Source organism: Pseudescherichia sp. (assembly GCF_032052675.1).
GTDB lineage: Bacteria > Pseudomonadota > Gammaproteobacteria > Enterobacterales > Enterobacteriaceae > Pseudescherichia.
The window spans coordinates 70457-95206 of record NZ_DAMBWA010000001.1 but is presented as its reverse complement, the minus strand read 5'-3'; the positions used below and the strand labels follow the sequence as shown (position 1 = coordinate 95206).

Annotated in this window: 23 protein-coding genes; 13 read left to right on the top strand and 10 right to left on the bottom strand. The window is 56.8% G+C overall.

Annotation, left to right across the window (positions count from 1 at the left end):
- Nucleotides 1-68 precede the first annotated feature (68 nt).
- The 3 genes from znuA (at nucleotide 69) to lpxM (ending at nucleotide 3469) form a co-directional block, all read left to right on the top strand.
- The gene (gene znuA / locus RTX96_RS00455; RefSeq protein ID WP_312669816.1) at nucleotides 69-1013 is read left to right on the top strand and encodes a zinc ABC transporter substrate-binding protein ZnuA; all 945 of its coding nucleotides are present in this window, start codon (nucleotides 69-71) and stop codon (nucleotides 1011-1013) included.
- Between the two features lie 15 nt (nucleotides 1014-1028).
- A complete protein-coding gene (mepM, locus tag RTX96_RS00450; protein ID WP_103819307.1) occupies nucleotides 1029-2354 on the top strand; it encodes a murein DD-endopeptidase MepM in 1326 nt (441 codons plus the stop codon).
- A 146-nt stretch (nucleotides 2355-2500) separates the two neighbouring features.
- The gene (gene lpxM, locus RTX96_RS00445) at nucleotides 2501-3469 is read left to right on the top strand and encodes a lauroyl-Kdo(2)-lipid IV(A) myristoyltransferase (protein ID WP_312669815.1); all 969 of its coding nucleotides are present in this window, start codon (nucleotides 2501-2503) and stop codon (nucleotides 3467-3469) included.
- Between the two features lie 108 nt (nucleotides 3470-3577).
- Here lpxM and pyk read toward each other — a convergent pair whose 3' ends face one another.
- Nucleotides 3578-5020 carry a pyruvate kinase gene (gene pyk / locus RTX96_RS00440; RefSeq protein ID WP_103819309.1) on the bottom strand — a complete coding sequence of 481 codons (1443 nt, stop codon included), beginning with the start codon at nucleotides 5018-5020 and terminating at the stop codon, nucleotides 3578-3580.
- A 126-nt stretch (nucleotides 5021-5146) separates the two neighbouring features.
- On the bottom strand, nucleotides 5147-6016 hold the full coding sequence (locus RTX96_RS00435; protein ID WP_042391347.1) for a MurR/RpiR family transcriptional regulator: 870 nt from the start codon (nucleotides 6014-6016) through the stop codon (nucleotides 5147-5149).
- Nucleotides 6017-6361: 345 nt separating this feature from the next.
- Between RTX96_RS00435 and zwf the strand changes: the two genes are divergently transcribed.
- The 3 genes from zwf (at nucleotide 6362) to kdgA (ending at nucleotide 10588) form a co-directional block, all read left to right on the top strand.
- On the top strand, nucleotides 6362-7837 hold the full coding sequence (zwf, locus tag RTX96_RS00430) for a glucose-6-phosphate dehydrogenase (RefSeq protein WP_103819310.1): 1476 nt from the start codon (nucleotides 6362-6364) through the stop codon (nucleotides 7835-7837).
- A 258-nt stretch (nucleotides 7838-8095) separates the two neighbouring features.
- Complete coding sequence (gene edd / locus RTX96_RS00425) at nucleotides 8096-9907, top strand: phosphogluconate dehydratase (RefSeq protein WP_103819311.1); 1812 nt, start codon at nucleotides 8096-8098, stop codon at nucleotides 9905-9907.
- 39 nt (nucleotides 9908-9946) lie between these two features.
- On the top strand, nucleotides 9947-10588 hold the full coding sequence (kdgA, locus tag RTX96_RS00420; protein WP_042391344.1) for a bifunctional 4-hydroxy-2-oxoglutarate aldolase/2-dehydro-3-deoxy-phosphogluconate aldolase: 642 nt from the start codon (nucleotides 9947-9949) through the stop codon (nucleotides 10586-10588).
- A 71-nt stretch (nucleotides 10589-10659) separates the two neighbouring features.
- On the opposite strand, the gene purT is transcribed toward kdgA, so the two are convergent.
- A complete protein-coding gene (gene purT, locus RTX96_RS00415) occupies nucleotides 10660-11838 on the bottom strand; it encodes a formate-dependent phosphoribosylglycinamide formyltransferase (protein ID WP_312669814.1) in 1179 nt (392 codons plus the stop codon).
- A 131-nt stretch (nucleotides 11839-11969) separates the two neighbouring features.
- On the opposite strand from purT, the gene RTX96_RS00410 reads away from it, so the two are divergent.
- From RTX96_RS00410 to ptrB, 4 genes are all read left to right on the top strand, one after another.
- Nucleotides 11970-12278, top strand: coding sequence for a YebG family protein (locus tag RTX96_RS00410; RefSeq protein WP_103819313.1), 309 nt, complete (start codon nucleotides 11970-11972; stop codon nucleotides 12276-12278).
- A 65-nt stretch (nucleotides 12279-12343) separates the two neighbouring features.
- Entirely contained in the window at nucleotides 12344-12691 is a 348-nt protein-coding gene (gene yebF / locus RTX96_RS00405; RefSeq protein WP_312669813.1) for a protein YebF, read from the top strand.
- A gap of 95 nt (nucleotides 12692-12786) precedes the next feature.
- Nucleotides 12787-13446 carry a tellurite resistance TerB family protein gene (locus RTX96_RS00400; RefSeq protein ID WP_222888151.1) on the top strand — a complete coding sequence of 220 codons (660 nt, stop codon included), beginning with the start codon at nucleotides 12787-12789 and terminating at the stop codon, nucleotides 13444-13446.
- A gap of 84 nt (nucleotides 13447-13530) precedes the next feature.
- Entirely contained in the window at nucleotides 13531-15588 is a 2058-nt protein-coding gene (gene ptrB, locus RTX96_RS00395) for an oligopeptidase B (protein ID WP_103819316.1), read from the top strand.
- A gap of 12 nt (nucleotides 15589-15600) precedes the next feature.
- On the opposite strand, the gene exoX is transcribed toward ptrB, so the two are convergent.
- The gene (gene exoX / locus RTX96_RS00390; protein ID WP_312669812.1) at nucleotides 15601-16263 is read right to left on the bottom strand and encodes an exodeoxyribonuclease X; all 663 of its coding nucleotides are present in this window, start codon (nucleotides 16261-16263) and stop codon (nucleotides 15601-15603) included.
- 24 nt (nucleotides 16264-16287) lie between these two features.
- A complete protein-coding gene (locus RTX96_RS00385) occupies nucleotides 16288-16518 on the bottom strand; it encodes a DNA polymerase III subunit theta (RefSeq protein ID WP_268107644.1) in 231 nt (76 codons plus the stop codon).
- A gap of 134 nt (nucleotides 16519-16652) precedes the next feature.
- Here RTX96_RS00385 and yobA point away from each other — a divergent pair, with 134 nt between their 5' ends.
- Genes yobA through RTX96_RS00370 form a run of 3 tightly spaced genes read left to right on the top strand, consistent with a single transcriptional unit; the run spans nucleotide 16653 to nucleotide 18246 of the window.
- On the top strand, nucleotides 16653-17027 hold the full coding sequence (gene yobA, locus RTX96_RS00380) for a CopC domain-containing protein YobA (RefSeq protein ID WP_312669811.1): 375 nt from the start codon (nucleotides 16653-16655) through the stop codon (nucleotides 17025-17027).
- Nucleotide 17028: 1 nt separating this feature from the next.
- The gene (gene copD / locus RTX96_RS00375) at nucleotides 17029-17892 is read left to right on the top strand and encodes a copper homeostasis membrane protein CopD (RefSeq protein WP_312669810.1); all 864 of its coding nucleotides are present in this window, start codon (nucleotides 17029-17031) and stop codon (nucleotides 17890-17892) included.
- Between the two features lie 15 nt (nucleotides 17893-17907).
- Entirely contained in the window at nucleotides 17908-18246 is a 339-nt protein-coding gene (locus RTX96_RS00370; protein ID WP_312669809.1) for a YebY family protein, read from the top strand.
- 329 nt (nucleotides 18247-18575) lie between these two features.
- On the opposite strand, the gene RTX96_RS00365 is transcribed toward RTX96_RS00370, so the two are convergent.
- The 5 genes from RTX96_RS00365 to yebS all read right to left on the bottom strand — a co-directional run bounded on the left by RTX96_RS00365 (nucleotide 18576) and on the right by yebS (nucleotide 24633).
- Entirely contained in the window at nucleotides 18576-18767 is a 192-nt protein-coding gene (locus RTX96_RS00365) for a YebW family protein (RefSeq protein ID WP_042391328.1), read from the bottom strand.
- Nucleotides 18768-18870: 103 nt separating this feature from the next.
- On the bottom strand, nucleotides 18871-19110 hold the full coding sequence (locus tag RTX96_RS00360; RefSeq protein ID WP_103819372.1) for a DUF1480 family protein: 240 nt from the start codon (nucleotides 19108-19110) through the stop codon (nucleotides 18871-18873).
- A 113-nt stretch (nucleotides 19111-19223) separates the two neighbouring features.
- A complete protein-coding gene (rsmF, locus tag RTX96_RS00355; RefSeq protein ID WP_312669808.1) occupies nucleotides 19224-20663 on the bottom strand; it encodes a 16S rRNA (cytosine(1407)-C(5))-methyltransferase RsmF in 1440 nt (479 codons plus the stop codon).
- An 81-nt stretch (nucleotides 20664-20744) separates the two neighbouring features.
- On the bottom strand, nucleotides 20745-23381 hold the full coding sequence (locus RTX96_RS00350; RefSeq protein ID WP_312669807.1) for an MlaD family protein: 2637 nt from the start codon (nucleotides 23379-23381) through the stop codon (nucleotides 20745-20747).
- Nucleotides 23350-24633 carry a membrane integrity lipid transport subunit YebS gene (yebS, locus tag RTX96_RS00345; protein ID WP_103819375.1) on the bottom strand — a complete coding sequence of 428 codons (1284 nt, stop codon included), beginning with the start codon at nucleotides 24631-24633 and terminating at the stop codon, nucleotides 23350-23352. Before yebS ends, RTX96_RS00350 begins: the two co-directional genes overlap by 32 nt.
- Nucleotides 24634-24750: the final 117 nt, after the last annotated feature.

Below are 24750 nucleotides of genomic sequence, written 5' to 3'. Positions count from 1 at the left end.
GGCTTGCACAAGTCATAGAATGTTATAATATCACATTCCACCCACTTATTACGATGATTAGTCGCATTATGTTACATAAAAATACGCTTCTTTGCGCTGCAATCTCCACCGCTCTGATGAGCATAACACTCTCTCCCGCCAACGCGGCCGTTGTCGCTTCGCTTAAGCCTCTGGGCTTCATCACCGCGGCCATTACCGACGGTGTGACTAAGACAGAAGTCTTACTGCCTGACGGCGCGTCTGAGCATGATTACTCATTGCGCCCTTCGGATGTAAAACGCTTACAAAGCGCGGACTTAGTGGTTTGGGTCGGGCCGGACATGGAAGCCTTCATGCAGAAGCCAACCCAGCAGCTTCCGGCGCAGAAACAGCTGGCGATTGGCGAGCTGCCAGACGTAAAACCGCTGCTGATGAAAGGCAGCGATCATGACGAAGATGAGCATGACGGCTATGACCACCACGGGGAAAACGGTGATGAACATCACCATCATGGCGAGTATAACATGCACATTTGGATGTCACCGGAGGTAGCACGCCTGGCTGCGGTTGCAATCCATCAAAAATTAGTGGAAGTTATGCCGCAAAGTCGAGCCAAGCTTGACGCCAACCTGCGCGATTTTGAGGCACAATTGGCCGAAACCGATAAGCAGGTCGGCACTGAGCTCGCACCCGTGAAGGGGAAAGGGTATTTCGTTTTTCATGACGCCTATGGCTACTACGAAAAACACTATGGTCTGACGCCGCTCGGCCATTTCACCGTTAACCCTGAAATTCAGCCCGGTGCGCAGCGTTTACATGACATCAGAACACAGTTAGTTGAGCAAAAAGCAACCTGCGTTTTTGCTGAGCCACAGTTCAGGCCAGCGGTCGTAGAATCTGTTGCGAGAGGAACATCTGTGCGAATGGGGACCTTAGATCCTCTGGGCACCAATATTGCGCTGAGTAAAACCAGCTACGCGCAATTTTTGAAACAACTCTCAAACCAGTATGCGAGCTGCCTGAAAGGAGATTAACGAGGAAGTGAATACGTGCAACAGATAGCCCGCTCTGTCGCCCTGGCATTTAACAATTTGCCCCGACCCCATCGCGTCATGCTGGGGTCGCTTACTGTTCTCACATTAGCGGTCGCCGTCTGGCGGCCCTACGTCTACCACCCCGAATCTGCCCCGATTGTGAAGGCCATTGAGCTGGAGAAGAGCGAGATCCGTTCGCTGCTTCCGGAGGCCAGTGAGCCTATCGATCAGTCGATGCCTGATGAAGTTGAAGATATCCCCCAGGATGAGCTGGATGATAAAACCGGCAACGAGGCGGGCGTGCATGAGTACGTTGTCTCTACCGGCGATACGCTCAGCAGCATCCTGACCCAGTACGGCATGGATATGGGGGACGTCACCCAGCTCGCCAGCACCGATAAAGAGCTGCGTAACTTGAAGATCGGTCAGCAACTCTCCTGGACGCTCACCGCCGATGGCGATCTGCAGCGTTTAACCTGGGAGATGTCGCGCCGCGAAACCCGCACCTACGATCGCACCGAGAGCGGCGCGTTCAAGATGAGCAGTGAAGTTCAGCAGGGTGACTGGGTTAACACGACGCTGAAAGGCGCGGTCGGCAGCAGCTTCGTTGCCAGCGCCAAAGAAGCGGGCCTCAACAGCGGTGAGATTAGCGCCGTCATCAAAGCCATGCAGTGGCAGGTGGACCTTCGCAAGCTGAAAAAGGGCGATGAGTTCTCGGTGCTGATGTCGCGGGAGATGCTCGACGGCAAACGCGAGCAGAGCCAGCTGCTTGGGGTGCGTCTGCGTTCGGACGGTAAAGATTACTACGCTATCCGTGCTGAAGATGGCAAATTCTACGATCGTAACGGCACCGGTCTGGCGAAAGGCTTTATGCGTTTCCCTACCTCCAAACAGTTCCGCGTATCGTCAAACTTCAACCCGCGCCGTCTGAATCCGGTGACCGGCCGCGTGGCTCCGCACAAAGGCGTGGATTTTGCCATGCCGCAGGGCACGCCGGTGCTGGCGGTGGGCGATGGCGAAGTGGTCACGGCTAAACGCAGCGGCGCCGCAGGCTACTACGTAGCGATTCGTCACGGTCGCACTTACACCACGCGCTATATGCACCTGCGTAAGCTGCTGGTGAAAGATGGCCAGAAGGTGAAGCGGGGCGATCGTATTGCGCTTTCCGGTAATACCGGTCGCTCAACCGGCCCGCATCTGCACTATGAAGTATGGATCAACCAGCAGGCGGTCAACCCGTTAACGGCGAAGCTGCCGCGTACCGAAGGGCTGACCGGCAGCGATCGCCGCGACTACCTGGCGCAGGTGAAAGAGGTTATGCCCCAGCTGCGCTTCGACTAGTTTGCCCAGCAGGAGAGCTACTAAAGCCGGTCGCCCAAGGGCACCGGCTTTTTCTTTTGTGTGAAGCCAGACGTCTCGCTAAACTATCACGTTAACTGATATCTGATTATTTCTCTGACCCGAGTCTATCGGCTCCCGGAAGATGCATGGAAACGAAAAAAAATAACAGTGAATACATTCCCCAGTTTGAAAAGGAGTTCCTGCTGCCGCGCTACTGGGGAGCGTGGCTGGGGGTTCTTGCGCTAGCTGGCGTGGCGCTTGTGCCAGCATCAGTGCGCGATCCGCTGCTAGGCAAGCTGGGGCGTTTCGGCGGCCGACTGGGTAAAAGCGCCCGTCGCCGGGCACAAATTAACCTCCTCTACTGCTTCCCGGAGAAGAGCGTAGCCGAGCGGGAGGCGATCGTTGATGAGATGTTCGCGACCGCCCCTCAGGCGATGGTGATGATGGCCGAACTGGCGATTCGCGGCCCGGAAAAAGTTGCCGGGCGCGTAGAGTGGCAGGGTAGAGAGATTATTGATGAGATGCAGCGCAACGGTGAGAACGTGATCTTTCTGGTGCCGCACGGTTGGGGAGTAGACATTCCGGCGATGCTGATGGCTTCCCAGGGGCAGACGATGGCTGCGATGTTCCACAACCAGGGCAACAAGGTTTTCGACTACGTCTGGAACCGAGTGCGCCGTCGTTTTGGCGGTCGCCTGCACGCGCGCAACGACGGCATCAAACCTTTTATCCACTCGGTGCGCCAGGGCTACTGGGGATACTACCTGCCCGATCAGGACCACGGCCCGGAGCAGAGTGAGTTCGTCGACTTCTTTGCCACCTATAAAGCAACGCTGCCGGCCATTGGTCGCCTGATGAAGGTCTGCCGCGCCCGCGTCGTGCCGCTGTTTCCGGTCTATGATGGTAAAACCCATCGCCTGACCATTCTGGTGAGACCGCCAATGGACGATCTGCTGGATGCCGATGATAACACCCTCGCCAGACGGATGAATGAAGAGGTGGAGATCTTTGTCGGGCCGCACCCGGAGCAGTACACCTGGATTTTAAAGCTGCTTAAGACGCGCAAACCTGGCGAGCAGGAGCCGTACAAGCGCAAAGAGCTGTTCAGGAAATAGGGGAATACGCTTGATGGCGGGTAAAAGCCGGGTGGCGCTTCGCTTACCCGGCCTACTACACATATCGTAGCCCCGGTAAGCGCAGCGCCACCGGGGAATACGTGAACCTTAATCCACGGTCAGGATGCGGGTGGTATTAGTGGTGCCAATGGTGCCCATTACATCGCCCTGGGTGACGATAACCAGATCGCCCGAGACCAGGTAGCCTTTATCCCGCAGCAGGTTGACCGCATCATGCGCGGCGACTACGCCATCGTTGTTGCTGTCGAAGTAGACCGGGGTGACGCCACGGTAGAGCGCGGTAAGGTTCAGGGTACGTTCATGGCGCGACATGGCGAAGATCGGCAGACCAGAGCTGATGCGCGAGGTCATTAGCGCGGTGCGGCCCGATTCGGTCATGGTGATGATGGCGGTAACGCCCTTCAAATGGTTCGCGGCATACATCGCAGACATCGCAATCGCCTCTTCCACGTTTTCGAACTGGATATCGAGGCGGTGCTTGGAGACGTTGATGCTTGGGATCTTCTCCGCACCCAGGCAGACGCGGGCCATCGCAGCCACGGTCTCTGCCGGATATTGGCCGGCGGCGGTTTCAGCAGAGAGCATCACGGCATCGGTCCCATCCAGTACGGCGTTGGCCACGTCCATCACTTCGGCGCGGGTTGGCATCGGGTTGGTGATCATCGACTCCATCATCTGGGTAGCGGTGATCACGGAGCGGTTAAGCTGGCGTGCGCGGCGGATCAGCGCCTTCTGAATGCCCACCAGCTCCGGGTCGCCAATCTCAACGCCGAGGTCGCCACGGGCAACCATCACGACGTCAGAGGCGAGGATCACATCGTCCATCGCATCCTGATCGCAAACGGCTTCCGCACGCTCAACCTTGGCGACGATTTTGGCATCGCAGCCTGCATCGCGCGCCAGACGACGGGCGTAGTTCAGGTCTTCCCCACAGCGCGGGAAGGAGACGGCCAGGTAGTCAACGCCAATCTGCGCGGCGGTGATGATATCGGCCTTGTCTTTATCGGTCAGCGCCTCGGCGGAGAGACCGCCGCCCAGCTTGTTGATCCCTTTGTTGTTCGACAGCGGACCGCCAACGGTCACCTCGGTGAACACCTTCATGCCCTGAACTTCAATCACCTTCAGCTGCACACGACCGTCGTCGAGCAGCAGAATGTCGCCAGGAACCACGTCCGCAGGCAGGCCTTTATAGTCGATGCCGACGCGCTCTTTATCGCCTTCACCTTTACCAAGATTGGCATCAAGCAGGAACTTATCGCCAACGTTGAGGAACACTTTTCCCTCTTTGAAGGTCGACACACGAATTTTTGGACCCTGCAGGTCCCCAAGAATAGCAACATGACGTCCCAGTTTTGCCGCAATCTCGCGCACTTTATCTGCACGCAGCTTATGATCTTCTGGCGTGCCGTGGGAGAAGTTCATACGTACCACGTTAGCACCAGCAGCGATGATCTTTTCAAGGTTATTATCGCGGTCGGTAGCTGGACCCAGGGTGGTAACGATTTTAGTTCTGCGAAGCCTTCTGGACATGTATTACTCCGTTGACTGAAACAACCAGGTGTTGCGTGAATATGAATTCGGCAGTTCTGGGCGCCGATTTGGCAAATCAAAAACTTAACCGAATGCCGTAATGAATTACAACGCTGTTATAAAATTTTAATGTTTATCGCTCCCGGTCAGGAGCTCCTTATCAAAACGCGATTCCTTAAGCGCTTCCTTGACTCGCTTCAAGTTATCTCTGAATTTTGCCCCCCGACGCAGAGTAAAGCCCGTCGCCAGCACGTCAATAACCGTAAGCTGGGCCAGACGCGAGACCATCGGCATATAGATGTCGGTATCCTCCGGCACGTCCAGAGTGATCGCCAGCGTCGCTTCCCGAGCCAGCGGCGTTCCCGCCGAGGTGATGGCAATGACCATTGCATCGCTCTCGCGGGCCAGCTGCGCCAGCTCCACCAGGCTTTTGGTCCGGCCGGTGTGGGAGATGAGCACCACCACATCATCTTCATTGCAGTTCATACAGCTCATGCGCTGCAGGACGATGTCATCGGTGTAGACCACCGGCACGTTGAAGCGGAAGAATTTGTTCATGGCGTCATGGGCAACTGCCGCCGAGGAGCCAAGGCCAAAGAAGGCGATCTTCTTTGCCTGGGTCAGCAGGTCGACGGCGCGGTTAACGGCTGGCATATCCAGCGACTGACGAACATGATCCAGGCTGGCCATCGCCGACTCAAATATTTTACCGGTATAGGCCTCAACGCTGTCATCTTCATCGACATTGCGATTAACATAGGGCGTGCCGTTAGCTAAGCTCTGGGCCAGGTGCAGCTTAAAATCGGGAAAGCCGCGGGTTTCCATGCTGCGGCAGAAGCGGTTTACCGTAGGTTCGCTGACCCCGGCCTCCTGCGCCAGCGCAGCGATGCTGGAGTGAATGGCCTGGTCCGGCGAGGTGAGTATGACTTCCGCCACTTTTCGTTCGGATTTGCTAAGGTGTTCCAGCTGAGACTGAATTTTTTCCAGCATGTTCATTATTAACGGGGCGCTCATGGCTAAAATCAATTTCACTAGCGGATGAAATTGTGCTGCGTTTCAGTCGATATTACCCTTGTGGGGCCAGGAAAGGTAAACAACAGCGGGAAAATGTGTTGTTTTTTTTCATTACTTGATCAGAGTCGAATTTTAGCTACTCGATTCAAGACAAATTCCCTGACTTTTCAGGGCGATTAACCCATTTTTTAGCCGCCTGAGCGAAAGCGCACGGGAGGATAAGCGGTAACGGTTTCGGGATTTACGTAAAAGCAGTACAGTGCAGTGTAATAAAATTACAGCTATGCCCTGGCGAAAGTACCAGGACAGCCAACTGAGGAGAATGACATGGCGGTAACGCAAACAGCCCAGGCATGTGACCTGGTCATTTTCGGCGCGAAAGGCGATCTTGCACGCCGGAAATTGCTGCCTTCCCTGTATCAACTTGAAAAAGCAGGCCAGATCCACCCAGAGACGCGTATCCTTGGGGTTGGACGTGCGGACTGGGATAAAGAGAAGTACACCGAAATCGTGCGTGAAGCGCTCGACACCTTCATGAAAGAGAAAATCGATGAAAGCCTCTGGGATACGCTCAGCGGACGCCTCGATTTCTGTAACCTTGACGTCAACGATACCGCCGCGTTTACCCGCCTCGGTGACATGCTCGATCAGAAAAACCGCGTCACCATCAACTACTTTGCTATGCCGCCAAGCACCTTTGGCGCTATCTGCAAAGGGCTGGGCGAGGCAAAGCTCAACGCCAAGCCAGCGCGCGTGGTGATGGAGAAGCCGCTGGGCACCTCACTCGATACATCCCGCGAAATCAACGATCAGGTGGGCGAGTATTTTGAGGAGTGTCAGGTCTACCGTATCGACCACTACCTCGGTAAGGAGACGGTGCTCAACCTGCTGGCGCTGCGCTTTGCTAACTCCCTGTTCGTTAACAACTGGGACAACCGCACCATCGACCACGTGGAGATCACCGTGGCGGAAGAGGTGGGTATCGAAGGCCGCTGGGGCTATTTCGACCAGGCCGGGCAGATGCGCGACATGATCCAGAACCATCTGTTACAGGTTCTCTGCATGATCGCCATGTCGCCGCCGTCGGATCTCTCCGCGGACAGCATTCGTGATGCAAAAGTGAAGGTGCTGAAATCTCTGCGCCGTATTGACCGCTCGAACGTGCGTGAAAAAACCGTGCGCGGTCAGTACACTGCAGGTTTTGCCCAGGGCAAAAAGGTGCCGGGCTACCTGGAGGAAGAGGGCGCAAACAAAACCAGCAACACGGAAACCTTCGTGGCGATCCGCGTGGATATCGATGACTGGCGCTGGGCCGATGTACCGTTCTACCTGCGTACAGGCAAGCGTCTGCCAACCAAATGCTCCGAAGTCGTGGTCTACTTTAAGACCCCGCCGCTGAACCTGTTCAAAGAGTCCTGGCAGGATCTGCCCCAGAACAAGCTCACCATCCGCCTGCAGCCGGACGAGGGCGTGGATATCCAGATCCTTAACAAAGTTCCGGGCCTCGATCACAAGCACAACCTGCAAACCACCAAGCTGGATCTGAGCTACTCTGAGACCTTTAACGAGACCCATCTGGCCGATGCTTACGAGCGTCTGCTGCTGGAGACGATGCGCGGCATCCAGGCGCTGTTTGTGCGTCGCGATGAGGTGGAAGAGGCGTGGAAATGGGTCGACTCCATTACCGAAGCCTGGGCAATGGATAACGAGTCACCGAAGCCTTACCAGGCCGGGACCTGGGGACCGGTTGCGTCGGTGGCGATGATCACCCGCGATGGCCGTTCCTGGAACGAATTTGAGTAAATAACTCTGCCAGTATCAAGCGGCCCTGCGGGGCCGTTTTTTTGTTTATCGCCCTCCTATTTTACCGGTAACATGATCTAACACAGATTCCCGCACAATTTTTACTCTTTTGCGCTTGCCCTGGATTCACCCGTCACGCTTTTTTTATTACACTGGCTGAAGCGATTTTGCCTCCGGCCTGCGGCGGATGAGTGGTTTACGTAATATCACTTTCTTCACGATACTGCCGTCCGGGACACCTCATTTTCAGGAGCCTTTATGAACTCGACATTGTTACGGGTAACAAAGCGTATTATCGATCGTTCTCATGCCACCCGCAGCGCCTACCTTGCCCGCATCGAACAGGCGAAAAGCAGCACCGTCCACCGCTCATCGCTAGCCTGCGGTAACCTGGCCCACGGGTTTGCCGCCTGTCAGCCGGAGGATAAGGCCTCGCTGAAAAGCATGCTGCGTAACAACGTCGCCATTATCACCTCCTACAATGATATGCTCTCCGCGCACCAGCCCTATGAACGCTACCCTGACATTATCCGTAAAGCCCTGCACTCGGTGAACGCCGTCGGCCAGGTCGCAGGCGGCGTTCCGGCTATGTGCGATGGCGTGACCCAGGGCCAGGACGGGATGGAGCTCTCCCTCCTCAGCCGGGAAGTGATTGCCATGTCCGCCGCGGTCGGCCTGTCGCACAATATGTTTGACGGTGCGCTCTACCTCGGCGTCTGCGATAAAATCGTTCCGGGCCTGGCGATGGCCGCGCTGTCGTTTGGGCATCTGCCGGCGGTCTTCGTCCCGTCAGGACCAATGGCCAGCGGTCTGCCAAACAAAGAGAAGGTGCGGATCCGCCAGCTCTATGCCGAAGGTAAAGTTGACCGCATGGCGCTGCTGGAGTCCGAGGCGGCGTCATACCATGCACCAGGCACCTGCACCTTCTATGGTACGGCCAATACCAACCAGATGGTCATTGAATTCATGGGCATGCAGCTCCCCGGCTCGTCATTTGTCCACCCTGAGGCGCCGCTGCGTGAAGCGCTGACCGTCGCCGCCGCACGTCAGGTGACGCGCCTGACCGGCAACGGCAACGCGTGGATGCCTCTCGGCAAAATGATTGATGAGAAGGTCGTGGTCAACGGCATCGTCGCTCTGCTGGCGACCGGCGGCTCGACTAACCACACCATGCACCTGGTAGCGATGGCCCGCGCTGCGGGTATCATCATTAACTGGGATGACTTCTCTGAACTCTCCGAGGTGGTTCCCCTGATGGCGCGTCTCTACCCGAACGGTCCGGCGGATATCAACCACTTCCAGGCCGCAGGCGGTGTGCCGGTACTGATGCGCGAGCTGCTGAAGGGCGGTCTGCTGCATGAGGATGTGCATACTGTGGTCGGTCACGGACTGTCACGCTACACCCTTGAGCCGTGGTTGAACGAGGGCGAGCTGGACTGGCGCGAAGGAGCCAGCGCCTCGCTGGACAGCGATATCATTGCCTCTATCGACAAGCCGTTCTCGCATCACGGCGGCACGAAAGTGCTTAGCGGCAACCTGGGACGCGCGGTAATGAAAACCTCCGCCGTTCCGGTAGAGAACCAGGTCGTTGAGGCGCCTGCGGTCATTTTCGAGAGCCAGCACGACGTGCTACCGGCGTTTGAAGCCGGTCTGCTTGACCGTGACTGCGTGGTTGTTGTCCGACATCAAGGGCCAAAAGCGAACGGCATGCCAGAATTACATAAACTGATGCCGCCACTTGGTGTATTATTGGACCGCCGTTTCAAAATCGCATTAGTCACCGATGGACGGCTCTCCGGCGCATCAGGTAAAGTACCGTCGGCGATCCATGTGACACCAGAAGCGTATGACGGCGGGTTGCTGGCAAAGGTACGCGAGGGCGATATCATCCGCGTTAATGGACAGACAGGGGAGCTCACTCTGCTGGTGGATGAAACCGAGCTTGCTGCACGTCAGCCGCATATTCCTGACCTGAGTAGCGCGCGTGTCGGTACTGGCCGCGAAATGTTTAGCGCACTGCGTGAAAAACTCTCCGGTGCGGAGCAGGGCGCAACCTGTATCACTTTTTAAACTGATTACTTTTTTAGATCGGGCGAGAGAAAAACTCTGATGAAAAACTGGAAAACGAGTGCTGAAGCAATCCTGAAAACGGGTCCTGTTGTACCGGTTATCGTGGTGAACAAGCTGGAACACGCTGTACCGATGGCGAAAGCCCTGGTGGCCGGTGGCGTTCGCGTGCTGGAAGTCACTCTGCGTACCGCTTGCGCTATGGATGCAATCCGCGCCATTGCGAAAGAAGTTCCGGAAGCAATTATTGGTGCCGGTACGGTACTGAACCCGCAGCAGCTGGCAGAAGTGACCGAAGCGGGCGCGCAGTTTGCTATCAGCCCGGGCCTGACCGAGCCGCTGCTGAAAGCGGCAACCGAAGGCACCATCCCGCTGATCCCAGGCATCAGCACCGTATCCGAACTGATGCTGGGTCTCGACTACGGTCTGAAAGAGTTTAAATTCTTCCCGGCGGAAGCTAACGGCGGTACTAAAGCGCTGCAGGCGATTGCTGGCCCGTTCTCGCAGGTACGTTTCTGCCCGACCGGCGGTATCTCTCCGGCGAACTACCGTGACTACCTGGCGCTGAAGAGCGTGCTGTGCATCGGTGGCTCGTGGCTGGTACCGGCTGACGCGCTGGAAGCGGGTGACTACGATCGCATCACCAAACTGGCTCGCGAAGCGGTAGAAGGCGCGCAGCAGTAAATAGCATAGGTCCACGCAAGCGAAGCGCCGCCGGGCAATGCCAACAAAAACGGGCCATATGGCCCGTTTTTTTATCCTGCAACCTGTACGCTGGCGGCGGCATTTTTCGCTCGCTCTACCGCATCCTCTATGCTTTCACCGGTGGCTAACGCCACGCCTAACCGCCGCGTACCGTCAATCTCCGGCTTGCCGAACAGGCGCAGCTGTAGACCCGCACCTACTGCAGACTGCACATTATCAAAGGTTACGTTATCGCTCTTCAGCTCTGGCAGGATCACCGCTGAAGCGGACGGGCCATACTGACGCACGCCGCCTATCGGCAGACCGAGGAAGGCGCGAACGTGCAGAGCGAACTCAGAGAGATCCTGAGAGATCAGCGTGACCATGCCGGTATCGTGTGGGCGCGGCGACACCTCGCTGAAGATCACCTCGTCGCCGCAGACAAACAGCTCTACGCCGAACAGCCCATAGCCGCCCAGCGCCAGCACCACCTTCTGGGCGATAGCCTGGGCACGGGAGAGGGCCAGCTCGCTCATCTGCTGCGGCTGCCAGGATTCGCGGTAGTCGCCATCCTCCTGGCGATGGCCGATGGGGTCGCAGAAGTGCACTCCATCAACGGCGCTCACGGTCAGGAGTGTAATTTCAAAGTCAAACTTCACCACGCCTTCAACAATGACGCGTCCCGCTCCGGCGCGCCCGCCGAGCTGGGCGTACTGCCAGGCATCGTGCAGCTCATCAGCACTGCGAATAAAGCTCTGGCCCTTGCCGGAAGAGCTCATCACCGGCTTAATAATGCAGGGCAGGCCGAGCGCAGCAACTGCCTCTCTAAACGCGGCTTCGCTGTCGGCGAAGCGGTAGGTTGAGGTAGGCAGGCTGAGCTCTTCCGCGGCCAGGCGGCGGATCCCCTCCCGGTTCATGGTCAGCTTTGCGGCGCGGGCGCAGGGCACCACCTGCTGGCCCTGGGACTCAAGCTCCAGCAGCGTATCCGTAGCAATGGCTTCGATCTCCGGCACGATAAAGTCCGGTTTTTCAAGTGCCACTATCGTCTTTAACGCCTCGCCGTCCAGCATATTGATCACGTGGGAACGATGAGCGACGTGCATCGCCGGGGCGTCTGCATAGCGGTCCACCGCAATCACTTCAATGCCAAGCCGCTGGCACTCGATCGCTACCTCTTTACCCAGCTCACCGGAGCCTAACAGCATTACACGCGTGGCTGCCGGACGCAGCGCGGTACCTAAAAAAGTCATACTATCCACCCGGTTAAAAATTTCGGACTATTATACACGAAAACGTTTGCGTGTCTTTTTTCGGCTTGCAATCCGCCCATGAAATGCTTACTATTATACTGTATAAATAAACAGGTAAATGAGGCTGCATTATGGCGGTTGAAGTCAAATACGTGGTAATCCGCGAAGGTGAGGAAAAAATGTCTTTTGCCAGCAAGAAGGAAGCCGATGCGTACGACAAAATGCTCGATCTGGCGGAAGTGCTGGAGGGCGTGCTGGTAAATGCACCCGTTGCGTTTGATGACGAGCAGCGTGAGCAGATGGCGCTGTGGCTGGCTGAGCAAAAAGAGACCCTCAGTGCGGTCTTCCGCTCCGGTAAGCTGCCTGACCCTGACGCGGCGTCGGAGAAAAGCGATACCGTAACGGATATGCCGACGGCGAAGCGCACTAAAGCAGCCTAACAGCAGCTTGCGCTGCCGGTAATTTGTACCATGCTTTGAGTGGGTTATGCGCACAGGAGATAAGCATGAACAAATTAGAATCACTGCTCGGCCTGGCCCTGCTGGCCGGCAGCGTTAGCGTACAGGCTGCCAATAATAAATCAGTGAAGTTTCCCAGCTGTGAAGGGCTAGATGCCGCCGGTATCGCCGCCAGCGTCAAGCGCGACTATCAGCAAAACCGCATTGCGCGCTGGGCAGACGACCAGGAGACGCTGGGGCAGGCCGACCCTGTTGCCTGGATCAACGTCAAAGAGATTACCGGTAAAGACGATAAGTGGACCGTTCCGCTGACCGTTCGCGGTAAAAATACCGACATCCACTATCAGGTGGCGGTTGACTGCAAAGGCGGTAAGGCCGTCTATACCCATCGTTAACCAAAGCCGCATTTTCGCTTCTTTAGCCAGCTTAGACATTTCCTGACACCCCCTCGCTTACTCTGTGGTTTGACGCAGAATAATCGGGGGGAACTATGACTAACTGGATGAATCAACTACAGTCGCTGCTGGGCCAGAAAGGGGCATCCGCCTCATCGGGCGACGGGCAGGGACTCAGCAAGCTGCTGGTGCCGGGCGCACTGGGTGGTCTGGCGGGGCTGCTGGTCTCTAACTCTTCATCCCGCAAGCTGCTTACGAAATACGGTACCAGCGCGCTGCTAATGGGCGGCGGGGCCGTTGCCGGCACGGTGCTGTGGAACAAATACAAAGATCGCGTGCGCAGTACGCATCAGGATGAGCCGCAGTTTGGTCAGCAGAGCTCGCCGCTGGATGTGCGCACTGAACGTTTGATCCTGGCGCTGGTCTTTGCCGCGAAGAGCGATGGCCATATCGATGCCCGCGAGCGCGAAGCGATTGACCTGCAGATGCGGGAGGCGGGCGTTGAGGAGCAGGGCAGAGCGCTGGTAGCGCAGGCCATCGAGCAGCCGCTCGATCCCCAACGATTAGCCCGCGATGTGCGTAACGAGGAGGAGGCGCTGGAGCTCTACTTCCTCAGCTGTGCCGCTATCGATATCGATCACTTTATGGAGCGCAGCTATCTTAACGCGCTCGGTGACGCGCTGAAGATCCCTCAGGACGTGCGCGACGGCATTGAACAGGACCTTAAAGCGCAAAAAAGCGCGCTGCCAGGCTAGCTTATACGCGGTGGTGGCGCGTTTCGCTTGCAACATGCGTGGGTTTTGCCACCCTTATAGGGTGTAAACTGAAAAGATAACGCTATGCCACCAAAAGCAAAAACAGTACCGCACGTCATGACCCTGCATGGCGATACGCGAACAGACAACTACTACTGGCTGCGCGACGATACGCGTTCGGATCAGGATGTCCTGGACTATTTGCACCAGGAGAACGACTACGGGCGCGACGTGATGGCCTCCCAGCAGGCGTTACAGGATCGCCTGCTAAAAGAGATTGTCGATCGTCTTCCCCAGCGCGAAGTCTCCGCCCCCTATACCCGCAACGGCTACCGTTACCGGCACGTCTATGAGCCGGGATGCGAGTATGCCATCTATCAGCGCCAGTCGGTGCTTAGCTGCGAGTGGGATGAGTGGCAGGTGCTGCTGGATGCCAACAAGCGCGCTGCTCACAGTGAGTTCTATACCCTCGGCGGGCTGGCCGTGTCGCCGGATAATAAAATCATGGCGCTGGCGGAAGATTATCTCTCTCGTCGCCAGTACGGTCTGCGCTTTCGTAATCTTGAGAGCGGCAACTGGTATCCAGAGATGCTGGATAACGTCACGCCGGACTTTGTCTGGATCAACGACTCCGAAACCCTCTACTACGTGCGCAAGCATGCCAAAACGCTGCTCCCTTATCAGGTCTGGCGACACACCATCGGGACGCCTGCCTGCCAGGATGAGCTGGTTTACGAGGAGAAGGACGAGACGTTCTACGTCAGTCTGCATAAGACGACCTCTCAGCACTACGTGATTATCTACCTCGCCAGCGCGACCACCAGTGAATGCCTGCTGCTGGATGCGGAGTTGCCGGATGCGCAACCTATCATGTTCCTGCCCCGGCGTAAGGACCACGAGTACAATCTCGATCACTACCAGCACACCTTCTACCTGCGCTCAAACCGCGAGGGGAAAAACTTTGGCCTCTATCGGACCAAGGTACGCAACGATAAGCAGTGGGAAGTGCTGATCCCGCCCCGGGAACACATCATGCTGGAGGGCTTTACGCTGTTTACCGACTGGCTGGTGGTGGAGGAGCGCCAGCGCGGCTTAACCAGCCTGCGGCAGATCAACCGTAAAACCCGCGAGGTGACCGGCATCGCCTTTGACGATCCGGCCTATGTGACCTGGCTTGCCTATAATCCCGAGCCTGAAACCTCACGCTTGCGCTACGGCTACTCTTCAATGACTACGCCGGACACCCTGTTTGAGCTTGATATGGATACCGGTGAGCGGCGGGTGCTCAAGCAGACAGAGGTCCACGGCTTTGATGCCAGCCAGTACCGCAGCGAACACCTATGGATCAAGGCGCGCGACGGCGTAGAGGTTCCAGTATCGCTGGTCTATAACCAAAAACACTTCCGAAAAGGGCAGAACCCGCTGCTGGTCTACGGCTACGGCTCCTATGGAACCAGTATTGATGCTGACTTCAGCAGCAGTCGCCTCAGCCTGCTGGATCGCGGCTTTGTCTATGCCATCGCCCATATTCGCGGCGGCGGCGAGCTGGGCCAGCACTGGTATGAAGAGGGCAAGTTCCTCAAGAAGAGAAATACATTCAACGACTATATTGACGTCTGTGACGCGCTGCTGGCGCAGGGTTACGGCTCTAAACGCTATTGCTATGGCATGGGCGGCAGTGCGGGCGGGATGCTGATCGGTACGGTAATTAATGAGCGCCCAGGGTTGTTCCACGGTGCCATCGCGCAGGTGCCCTTTGTCGACGTAGTGACCACCATGCTTGATGAGTCCATTCCGTTAACTACCGGCGAGTTTGAGGAGTGGGGGAACCCGCAGGATGAGGCCTACTACCGCTACATGAAAGGCTACAGCCCGTACGACAACGTTAGCGCACAGGCCTACCCGCACCTGCTGGTGACGACCGGTCTGCATGACTCCCAGGTTCAGTATTGGGAGCCAGCTAAGTGGGTGGCGAAGCTGCGGGCCACCAAAACCGATGACAACCTGCTGCTGCTTTGTACAGATATGGACGCGGGCCACGGTGGGAAGTCGGGCCGCTTTAAATCCTATGAGGGCGTCGCGCTGGAGTTCGCTTTTCTGGTTGCGCTGGCGCAGGGTACGCTGCCGGGCAAAAAAGAGTAGTTTTCGACAAGATTAGTTTTCATCAAGATAGTGCTTTAAGGTCAGCCGCAGTTCGGGGCTCATACGCTCAAGGTTGTTATACAGCCAGCGCAGGTAACCCGGATCGCGGTCGGCGATTTCTGCTACCGCTTTGCCCCGATACTTACCGAAGGTAAAGGTGGTCATCAGGGCAGGGCGACCGGTAATCGTCGCCATTTGATCCGGCGTCCAGCCAGATGTGTTCATGATGTCAATCAGCAGCGCGGCGGTGATATAGCAGTCATAGAGCGCCCGGTGGTGATGTAATCCTGGGGGCGTCTGGACATTCAGCTTACGCGACTTGTAGAGCGCCATGTTGCTGTACTGGATCCCCGGCCATAGACGACGGGCCAGCTTCATGGTGCAGATCCACTCTCCGGGCATCTCCGGCAGCACACGACGATCGAAGCTGGCGTTATGCGCCACATACCAGCTGCTGCCCAGATAGTGCGGCAGTATCTCTTCAATCCACGGCTGATCGGCGACCATCTCTTCGGTGATACGGTGAATAGCCATCGCCTGGTGGCTGATAGGACGATCCGGACGCACAAGGTGGCTCATCGGATTAACAATCTGACCGTCGATGACATCCACCGAGGCAATCTCAACGATGCCGCCCTGCAGGCCACAGGTTTCAGTATCGATTACGCGTAACATCCTCTTCTCCAGAAGCCGGTTCGATTATTTGATCTTAGGTTCATACGGCAGACGTGAAAGCGACACGGATGCCAGACGATGAGCAATCAGCCGCTCGCGAAACCAGTCGCGCAGGTGAGCGGGCTGTTCACGTTCTACCACCTCTGCGATAACGGGCATATTGTAGCGCTCTTTAAAGGCCACGCCAGCCGCCGCCAGGTCAACGTTGACTTTGTCCATCTCGTCCTGAGGCAGTGTTGCTAGATTGGTTTTCATAGGTCCTCCCGGTTTTACGGCGCAAACTTACTAAGCCTGCCGCAGAAAGGCAAGCCCGCGCCTGTACAGACTCGACTCGTACATTATACAGAGTTATTCTTGGTGCTATACACATAACAAAAAGGAATAGAACGATGGGTTTTACCGCTAAGTCACTCTGCCGTGCGCTGCTGCTGGCCACATCTGTGGCCGCATCGCCTGCCGTTTTCGCGCATGCTCACCTGAAGCATCAGTATCCCGCCGCCGATGCAAACGTAACCGCCGCTCCGCAGGCGCTGACCCTTAATTTTTCCGAGGGTATTGAGCCTAAGTTCAGCGGCGTAAAAGTGACCGGATCGCAGCAGCAGACGGTAAAAATCGGGACGGTAAAACGTAACGATAACGACAAAACACAGCTGATTGCGCCCCTCGAACAGGCGCTCACGCCTGGTGAGTATACCGTAGAGTGGCACGTTGTCTCCGTTGACGGGCGTAAAACGCAGGGCAGCTACCGGTTTAGCGTAAAGTAATATGCTCGCGTTTTGCTACGTTAGCCTGCGGTTCATCCATTTTCTGACCCTGATGCTGGTATTTGGCAGCAACGCCTTTGCGCACTGGCTTGCCGATCCGGCGATTCGCTCTACGTTGCAGCGACGCTTTATGTTCATGCAGCGTGCCGCGCTGGCGCTGACGTTTGTCTGTGCATTGCTGATGTTTGCCCTACAGGGCGGTATGATGGGCAACGGCTGGCATGATGTCTGGCAGCCGGATATCTGGCTGGCGGTGAGCGAAACCCAGTTTGGCAGCGTCTGGCTGTGGCAGATTGTTCTCGCGCTGGCAACGCTACTGCTGGGCTTCATGCATCAGCAGGGACGGGTGTTGCTGCTGGTCACTGCCCAGCTGCTGCTGCTGGCGAATACCGGCCATGCGGCAATGTACGACGGCGCAACGGGACTATTCACCCGTGTCAATTACGCCGTGCATCTACTCTGTGCCGCCGCATGGTTTGGCGGCCTGCTGCCGGTACTGTATTGTATGCATCTGGTGACGGCGCACAGACGCGATCAGGCGATAAACAGTCTGATGCGCTTTTCCCGTTACGGGCACCTGGCGGTGGCGGGAGTTTTACTATCCGGAGCGATCAACGCGCTTCTTATTCAGGGCTTGGTGCTACCGTGGCAGAGCCTGTATGGCCGCCTGCTGTTGGTCAAATGCGCGCTGGTGCTGATAATGGTGACGATTGCTGTGGTAAACCGGTATGTACTGGTACCGCGTTTTCGTTTGCAGAGGATCCAGACGCGCACTGCGTTTATCCGGATGACACAAGCTGAAGTGGTTCTCGGCATCGTGGTGCTGGCAACGGTCAGCCTGTTTGCGACACTTGAACCTTTTTGAATAACTGGCGAAAAAATGAAAAAAAGTATTCTCACTCTTCTGTTATTGACCTGTGCGGCCAGTGCGCTAGCCGCGCCGCAGGTGATCACCGTAAGCCGCTTAGATGTGGGTAAAGAGAACTGGGCGTTTAACCGTGAGGAGGTGATGCTCACCTGCCGTCCCGGTCATGCGCTGTTTGCTATCAACCCGAGCACGCTGGTGCAGTATCCGCTCAATGAGGCTGCGGAGCAGCAGGTCGCCAAAGGCCAGAACAGCGGCCAACCCATCTCTGTTATTCAGATTGACGATCCGGCGAAGCCTGGAGAGAAGATGAGCCTTGCTCCGTTTATCGAGCGAGCCGAAAAGCTCTGCTAATTCCGCTAGATTGATTAATAACAAAAAACCGCAGGCTTCACTGATGAAGCGTTGCGGTTTTTTTGCTTACGGCCGTGACAATCACTCTTTTTTTCCTGCCACAGAGGCTGTGGACTGGAAAAGCTGGCGCTGTCATCTATTCTTAAAGTGCCAGGCGTATTAAGCCTGCATTAATGCCAACTTTTAGCGCACGGCTCTCTCCCAAGAGCCATTTCCCTGGACCGAATACAGGAATCGTATTCGGTCTTTTTTTATCTGTTTCCTGAGCTAACCATACCATATTCGACCCGCCGGGCGTCCAGCGTTTTTTTGGTTAATATTAGGGGAAGTTAAAAATCGCTGAACTCCTGAGCCGGACGCCAGAAGCCGTCAACAAAGTCCTCAACCGGATAGCAGCCGCCGTGGCGGATGCGCTGCTCCTCCATTGAGACCAGGCACTGCTGTTCGGTATTGTATACATCGATAACAATGTCATCGCAGCCACCGTCCAGGTAGCAAATAAAGAGAACCAGAGCGACCATTCCATCCTCACTTCCGTACCGCTTAGGTTAAGTGTAGGGGATAGGTGTAAAGAGAGGAAATTCCAGGAACAAATAACCCGCCGGGCGGCGGGTTCAATGGATATCAGCCGAGGCGCAGTATCCAGGTATCGGTCTGTTGATCGTAGTGCTCACGGTACAACACGGATTGTTCGCCGTTAAGCAGCGCCGGGATACTGGTATCGGCATCCCAGGCATCAAGTTGCATACATAAATCGGGATCGGAGCTGCATGGAATGCGTAACGTCCGCTCTCCTGGCCCATCGCCTTGCAGCTCAGCATCATCAATCTCAAATTGGCCAATGCGCACGCTGGTTTTTGTCATAATGCTCTCCATTGATCTGCGAAATGTGGTACGACCAGTAAAGTCACCCCATTTTTCAGCCTGGTACAACATGACCTATCCCGCCAGTAAAAACGTGCGCTTTTTTTCCGGACTTACTCTTTGCTGGCGAACAAACGACCGTCGCGTACTAGCTCTCGAGGGTAGCTGTTCTTAAGACGCGAGCCGACTCTCTTTGCCAGGCCAAGAGGCTGCCCCTGAAATGTCACAATCGCTTCGTCATGCTTAACCGGCGTCTGTGGGTAGATGTCCCGCCCGCGATACCACTCTTCTGCTTCAGCAGGGTTGAGCTCAAAGGCCAGCGGATTATCGGTTCCGGCAAGGGCAATCACCGCCTCGTGCTGCCAGCGGTAGCCTTTGTTGTGGGTCTCGGCGAGCTTGATGCCGATGCGTGAGAAGCGCACTTTGCCGGTCAACGCTTCGATCTGCTCCGGGAAAAGCCATAGTTCTTTATCGCGCTGCCAAAGGCGTAACGTGTCGTTCCACTGTAGCCCAGAGGCCGCGGCGGCCTGGGTTATCTGTGCGCTCTCGCGTCCTTTGACGGGCGAGAAGGGGAATTTACCCATCTTATAGCCAGGTGCGGGCAGAGGATCGACAGAGGCAGTTTTACGCAGTCGCGCGACGAAGAACCCTTCGCAGTCGAAGATCTGCGGAAAAACGTGCAGGAAACCGTCGGGGGTCAACGCCTGCGTTGCACCGACAAACAGCTCGCCCAGCGGCAGGAACTCAACCGCATCGGGATAGCGAGCTTTCAGCCAGTGGCAAATGGCTTCGTTCTCGTCCTGGTTTAACGTGCAGGTAGAGTAGACCAGCGTCCCGCCGGGCCGCAGGGCGTGAAACGCACTGTCGATCAGCTCCTGCTGGGTGGCGGCGATCTCCAGATTGCTGGCAACAGACCAATTTTTCAGCGCATCGGGATCTTTGCGCACTACGCCTTCACCAGAGCAGGGGGCATCCAACAGGATGGCGTCAAAGGTTTCGGGCAGCGCCGCGCCAAATACCCGGCCATCAAAGTGGGTCAGGGCAACGTTGCTGATCCCGCAGCGGCTGATGTTGGCATGCAACACTTTTACCCGGCTGGCAGAGAATTCATTGGCCAGAATCGCCCCGGCGTTATCCATCCGCGCGGCGATCTGGGTGGTTTTTGAGCCCGGCGCGGCGGCAACGTCCATCACTCGCTGAGGCGTGTTGCCGTCAGCGAAGAGGGCGCTGACCGGCAGCATTGAGCTGGCTTCCTGAATATAAAACAGGCCGCTGAGGTGCTCCGCAGTGCTGCCAAGGGGCAGCGCCTCTTCATCTTCGCGCTCGATCCAGAAACCCTCGTCGCACCACGGAACCGGCGTCAGCTGCCAGCCATAGGGGGCGACCAGGTCCAGAAACGCTGCCACGGAAATTTTAAGCGTGTTGACCCGAATGCTGCGGCGCAGCGGACGCTGGCAGGCGGCAATAAAGTCATCGAAAGAGAGATGCGCCGGCATAGCCAGACGCATCTGCGCAAGAAATTCTTCAGGAAGATAGACAGCGTTGTGAGCCACGAATTACACCACCAGCAATAAAACAGGGGGCGCAGTGTAGCATAAAACGCTCCGGCGCAGCAGGCACGCCGGAGCAGGAGCTTAGCGCGGCAGGGCAGTGCCCCACGTGCGCCACTCTTTCGGCTCACTATCCTGCAGCAGGAAGTGTTTGCCGGTTTGCGCCTTCGGTGCCAGCGGGATGCCTGGCGGAGTAGCAAAAGCAATGCCGCCGCGGATGAACTGGTTGAAGGTGCCGGTTTTCACGACGCCGCCCACCAGGCCAAAGTCCAGTGAGTAGCCCGAGGCCAGCCAGAACACCGAGTTATTACGTACCAGATGCTGGAAGCGCTTGCTGATGCGCAGGCCCACCATAACCCGGTCCGACAGCGTGCCCAGGGTCAGGCCGGTCACCGTACCCACCTCAATGCCGCGGAACAGCACCGGTGTGCCGATATTCAACCCGCCTGCTTCAGGGGCCTCAACCACAATACTCAGGCCGTCGACATAGCGTGAGTCCGCAATGGTGGCTTCCTGCAGCTCAAACTCCCGGCGGGCAGTCCCACCCCGGCCCGGTTCAACGTTGATATAGGGCTGCAGAATAGTATCCAGATGCTCAACCCCGGCCGCGGAGATCTGCGGCGTAATCACCGAGAAGCGCGTACCGCTGCGGGCAAAGGTATTGACATACTCTGGATAGAGCACCGCGGTAGCCTGCACTTCGTTACGCTCGGTGATCAGCTCCAGATCCTGTACCTGACCGATATCAATACCTAAGTATTTAATCGGCATCCCGGGAGCAAGCTTGCCCGCATCAAAGGCGTGCAGTTTGATCTGGCCCCCTACGGCACGCGCGGCGGTCTCTGACGGGAAGAGGATCCGCTTGTCGCCTTTGCGAGTAGAGGCGTTAGCGCCGTTAAGGTTATCAAAGCTCACCGCCCCCTTAATGGCTCTGGCAAGCGGGGAGGCCTGCACCGTCAGCCCACTGCCGTTGAGCTGCACTTTCGCGCCGCCTTCCGCCCAGAAGACGCTGTTGGGGGTCAGAAGGGATTGATACTCCGGCTTAACGTGCAGCTGAATATCAAATGCGTTAGCGCGCGGGCGAACGTTGATCACTTCGCCCACCTCAAACTTACGGTAGAGCACCACCGAACCGGCCTGCACGTCCGGCAGCTTCTCGGCTGTCAGCGTCAGGGTGGTAGTCGGCAGGTCGCTGAGGCTGTTCTCTATCGCCTTGTCGATGTTAGCGAACAGCGGATAGGTGGATTTTATCTCGCCTTCGGTTCCCGGCAGAATGCGGATCCCACCGCTGATCCACTCGTTGGCACTGGCGGCAAGGAACTCTACCCCGTCCAGGCCAACTTTAACGTCTACCCGGCTGTTTACCACAAACTTGCTGTCGCCCTGCACCAGCTCACGATACTGGGGATCGATAGCCACTGCGAAAGAGACGCCTTTCGCGGAGAGGTTGCGCTCCAGCACCTGGCCTATCTGCACGCCATGCAGGACGATGGGCTGGCCCGCGTCGATGCCGTAGCTCTCCGGCGCGGTCAGGGTCAGCGTGACGACGCCCGGCTCCTGGAGCAGGGTTTTATCCGCGGGCAGCACCACAAAGTTATCCCGCGGCTCGCCTTCCCCTGGTACCAGTTCAAGGGTGGTGCCGGTAAGCAGCGAGCTGACGCTGGCATTGTTCAGAGAGAGTTTAGGGTTGCGCATCTCAATGCGCGTATTAGAGCGCAGCAGGTTAACGACGCTCGGGTCAACGGTCATCTCCCCGCTCACCGCGCCGCCGGGGTTAAGATCGAGCCTGGTTAGCTCGCCCACCTCCAGCCCCTGGTACATCAGCGGGGTAGAGCCCGCTTTCAGCCCTTCGCCACCGGGCAGGGCGAGCTTCACGATCACCCCGCGCTGGCTATGGGCCAGATCTTTATAGAGGCCGAACTCGTCGTCGCTCTCTGCGGGTTTCGATGCTTCCGGCGAGTCAAAGGCGATGGCCCCGTTGACCAGCGAGGCGAGGCTTTCCAGTTCGACCTTCGCGCCGCTCAGACCGACGTCCGCCTTCACGCCGGAGACGTTCCAGAAGCGGCTGCCTTTTTTCACCAGGCTGGTGAAGCGGCGCTCAATCAGCACGTCGATGGTCACGCCCTGCTTGTTGGCATTGATCGAGTAGTCGTAGACGCGCCCGACCGGTATTTTACGGAAGTAGACCAGCGAGCCGCTGCTCAGCGAGCCGAGATCGGGAGCGTGGAGATGGATCATCAGTTCGCCGTTGCTGAGGCGATACTTCGGCTGGGTATCGAGAGCCGTAAAGTGATCCTGCGGCTCACCCTTGCCAGGCATCATGCCAATATAGTTGCCGCCAACCAGCGCATCCAGCCCGGAGATCCCCGCCAGAGACGCTTTCGGCGTTACCAGCCAGAACTGCGTATCGTTACGCAGGGCATCCTTCATATCGGCTTTAATGCTCGCCTTAACCTCAATTTTATTGAGATTTTCGCTCAGGCGGATGTCCTGCACGGTGCCCACCTCAACGCCCTGGTAACGCACCGGCGTACGCCCGGCCACGATGCCGTCAGCCGAGACGAAATCGATGGTGATGGTATTACCGCGATCCTCATAGCTGCTCCACAATAGCCAGCCAGCAATCATTAATGCGATAACAGGTAGCAGCCAGAAAGGCGAAATTCGACGTTTTGTTTTAATGCGCGCTTCAGTCGGCGAAGCGGGGGTTTCCTGACTCATGTGCATCCCAAAGTAAGCGGCTGTCCAGCCATTCCACAGCAAGAATAGTCAAAATTACCGCTGCGCCGAAATAAAACGCAGCGGGACCCATAGTAAACGCGAGAAGCTGGTCGCGGTTAATGAGTGACATCGTTATTGAAATCACAAACAGATCGAGCATCGACCAGCGGCCAATCCATGTCACGAAACGCAATAGCAGCAGGCGGGTGCGCAACCCCTGCTCGCATTTAAAATGGATGCTGACCAGCAGTGTAAACAGGACGATGACTTTGGTAAACGGCACCAGGATACTGGCGATAAAAACAATACCCGCGACGGCAATGTTGCTGCTCGCCAGCGACATAATCCCGGACATAATCGTGTCCGCCTGGCGCGCACCGTTGACATAGATAACTGAAATAGGCAGCAGGTTGGCCGGCAGCAAAAACACCATCGAGGCGATGAGCGCTGCCCAGCACTTCTGAATACTATGCCGTCTGCGATAGCGCAGCGGAATATGGCAGCGGGGGCAGCGTCCACGCGGATCCGGCAGGCCGGTGAAGTGGCATCCCAGGCAGACGCGCAGATCCTCGTGCGGGCGCGTGGCAGGGCGCTGAGGGTAAAAACGCTCCCACAGCTGCTCAATATTGAGGTGGATAAGCGTCAGAATGCTTAGGATCACCAGCGCGACGAAGGCCAGCAGACCTACCCCCGGCTGTAGATACGCATAGTCCTGAACTTTTATCGAGGCAACGCCGATGCCGATCAGGTAGATATCCAGCATTACCCACTCCTTGAGTCTCTCCAGCATCAGCAGCACCGGGCGCAGGTTCATCCCCAGCCGGTTGCCAAACCAGAGGTAAGCGATGGCCGCCACCAGCACCAGTGGCGCACCCACCGTACAAAATAACACCATTGCAGCGGTAAGCGGATTGCCCTGCGAGCTCATCTGCCAGATCCCCATCAGCAGGTTGGCATCGATGCGCACCCCCAGCAGGTAGAGGTGCAGCAGCGGCTCACCCCAGGCAAAGGGCATCAGCATCAGCATGGTGATGGCCATCGCCCCAAGCCGGGTGAGCGACCAGTCGCGGCCGTCGCGGATCTTCGCATCACAGCGCGGGCAGTAAGCACTTTCGTGTGATTTCATCATTGGCAGCGCAAAAAGCGTATCGCACTGCGGGCAGCGCTGATAATGTGCACGTGGCAGAGGGTCGCCAATAGCACGAATTGCCATTTTCTTGTCGGTGACTAACTTTGGAGTTTTCAGCGCCATGACGTATTTTGGTATAGGTTCGAATTAATCTATCTTAACTCATGAATGGATTATCTTGAGCATGAAGGCATTTAATGCTTATTTTAATAGGCTAGGCTACCTTTTTTCGTACGACAA

Coding starts and splice junctions, on each gene's coding strand:
- znuA (WP_312669816.1), top strand. CDS start 69: ATGTTACATAAAAATACGCTTCTTTGCGCTGCAATCTCCACCGCTCTG.
- lpxM (WP_312669815.1), top strand. CDS start 2,501: ATGGAAACGAAAAAAAATAACAGTGAATACATTCCCCAGTTTGAAAAG.
- pyk (WP_103819309.1), bottom strand. CDS start 5,020: ATGTCCAGAAGGCTTCGCAGAACTAAAATCGTTACCACCCTGGGTCCA.
- RTX96_RS00435 (WP_042391347.1), bottom strand. CDS start 6,016: ATGAACATGCTGGAAAAAATTCAGTCTCAGCTGGAACACCTTAGCAAA.
- zwf (WP_103819310.1), top strand. CDS start 6,362: ATGGCGGTAACGCAAACAGCCCAGGCATGTGACCTGGTCATTTTCGGC.
- edd (WP_103819311.1), top strand. CDS start 8,096: ATGAACTCGACATTGTTACGGGTAACAAAGCGTATTATCGATCGTTCT.
- kdgA (WP_042391344.1), top strand. CDS start 9,947: ATGAAAAACTGGAAAACGAGTGCTGAAGCAATCCTGAAAACGGGTCCT.
- purT (WP_312669814.1), bottom strand. CDS start 11,838: ATGACTTTTTTAGGTACCGCGCTGCGTCCGGCAGCCACGCGTGTAATG.
- RTX96_RS00410 (WP_103819313.1), top strand. CDS start 11,970: ATGGCGGTTGAAGTCAAATACGTGGTAATCCGCGAAGGTGAGGAAAAA.
- yebF (WP_312669813.1), top strand. CDS start 12,344: ATGAACAAATTAGAATCACTGCTCGGCCTGGCCCTGCTGGCCGGCAGC.
- RTX96_RS00400 (WP_222888151.1), top strand. CDS start 12,787: ATGACTAACTGGATGAATCAACTACAGTCGCTGCTGGGCCAGAAAGGG.
- ptrB (WP_103819316.1), top strand. CDS start 13,531: ATGCCACCAAAAGCAAAAACAGTACCGCACGTCATGACCCTGCATGGC.
- exoX (WP_312669812.1), bottom strand. CDS start 16,263: ATGTTACGCGTAATCGATACTGAAACCTGTGGCCTGCAGGGCGGCATC.
- RTX96_RS00385 (WP_268107644.1), bottom strand. CDS start 16,518: ATGAAAACCAATCTAGCAACACTGCCTCAGGACGAGATGGACAAAGTC.
- yobA (WP_312669811.1), top strand. CDS start 16,653: ATGGGTTTTACCGCTAAGTCACTCTGCCGTGCGCTGCTGCTGGCCACA.
- copD (WP_312669810.1), top strand. CDS start 17,029: ATGCTCGCGTTTTGCTACGTTAGCCTGCGGTTCATCCATTTTCTGACC.
- RTX96_RS00370 (WP_312669809.1), top strand. CDS start 17,908: ATGAAAAAAAGTATTCTCACTCTTCTGTTATTGACCTGTGCGGCCAGT.
- RTX96_RS00365 (WP_042391328.1), bottom strand. CDS start 18,767: ATGGTCGCTCTGGTTCTCTTTATTTGCTACCTGGACGGTGGCTGCGAT.
- RTX96_RS00360 (WP_103819372.1), bottom strand. CDS start 19,110: ATGACAAAAACCAGCGTGCGCATTGGCCAATTTGAGATTGATGATGCT.
- RTX96_RS00350 (WP_312669807.1), bottom strand. CDS start 23,381: ATGAGTCAGGAAACCCCCGCTTCGCCGACTGAAGCGCGCATTAAAACA.
- yebS (WP_103819375.1), bottom strand. CDS start 24,633: ATGGCGCTGAAAACTCCAAAGTTAGTCACCGACAAGAAAATGGCAATT.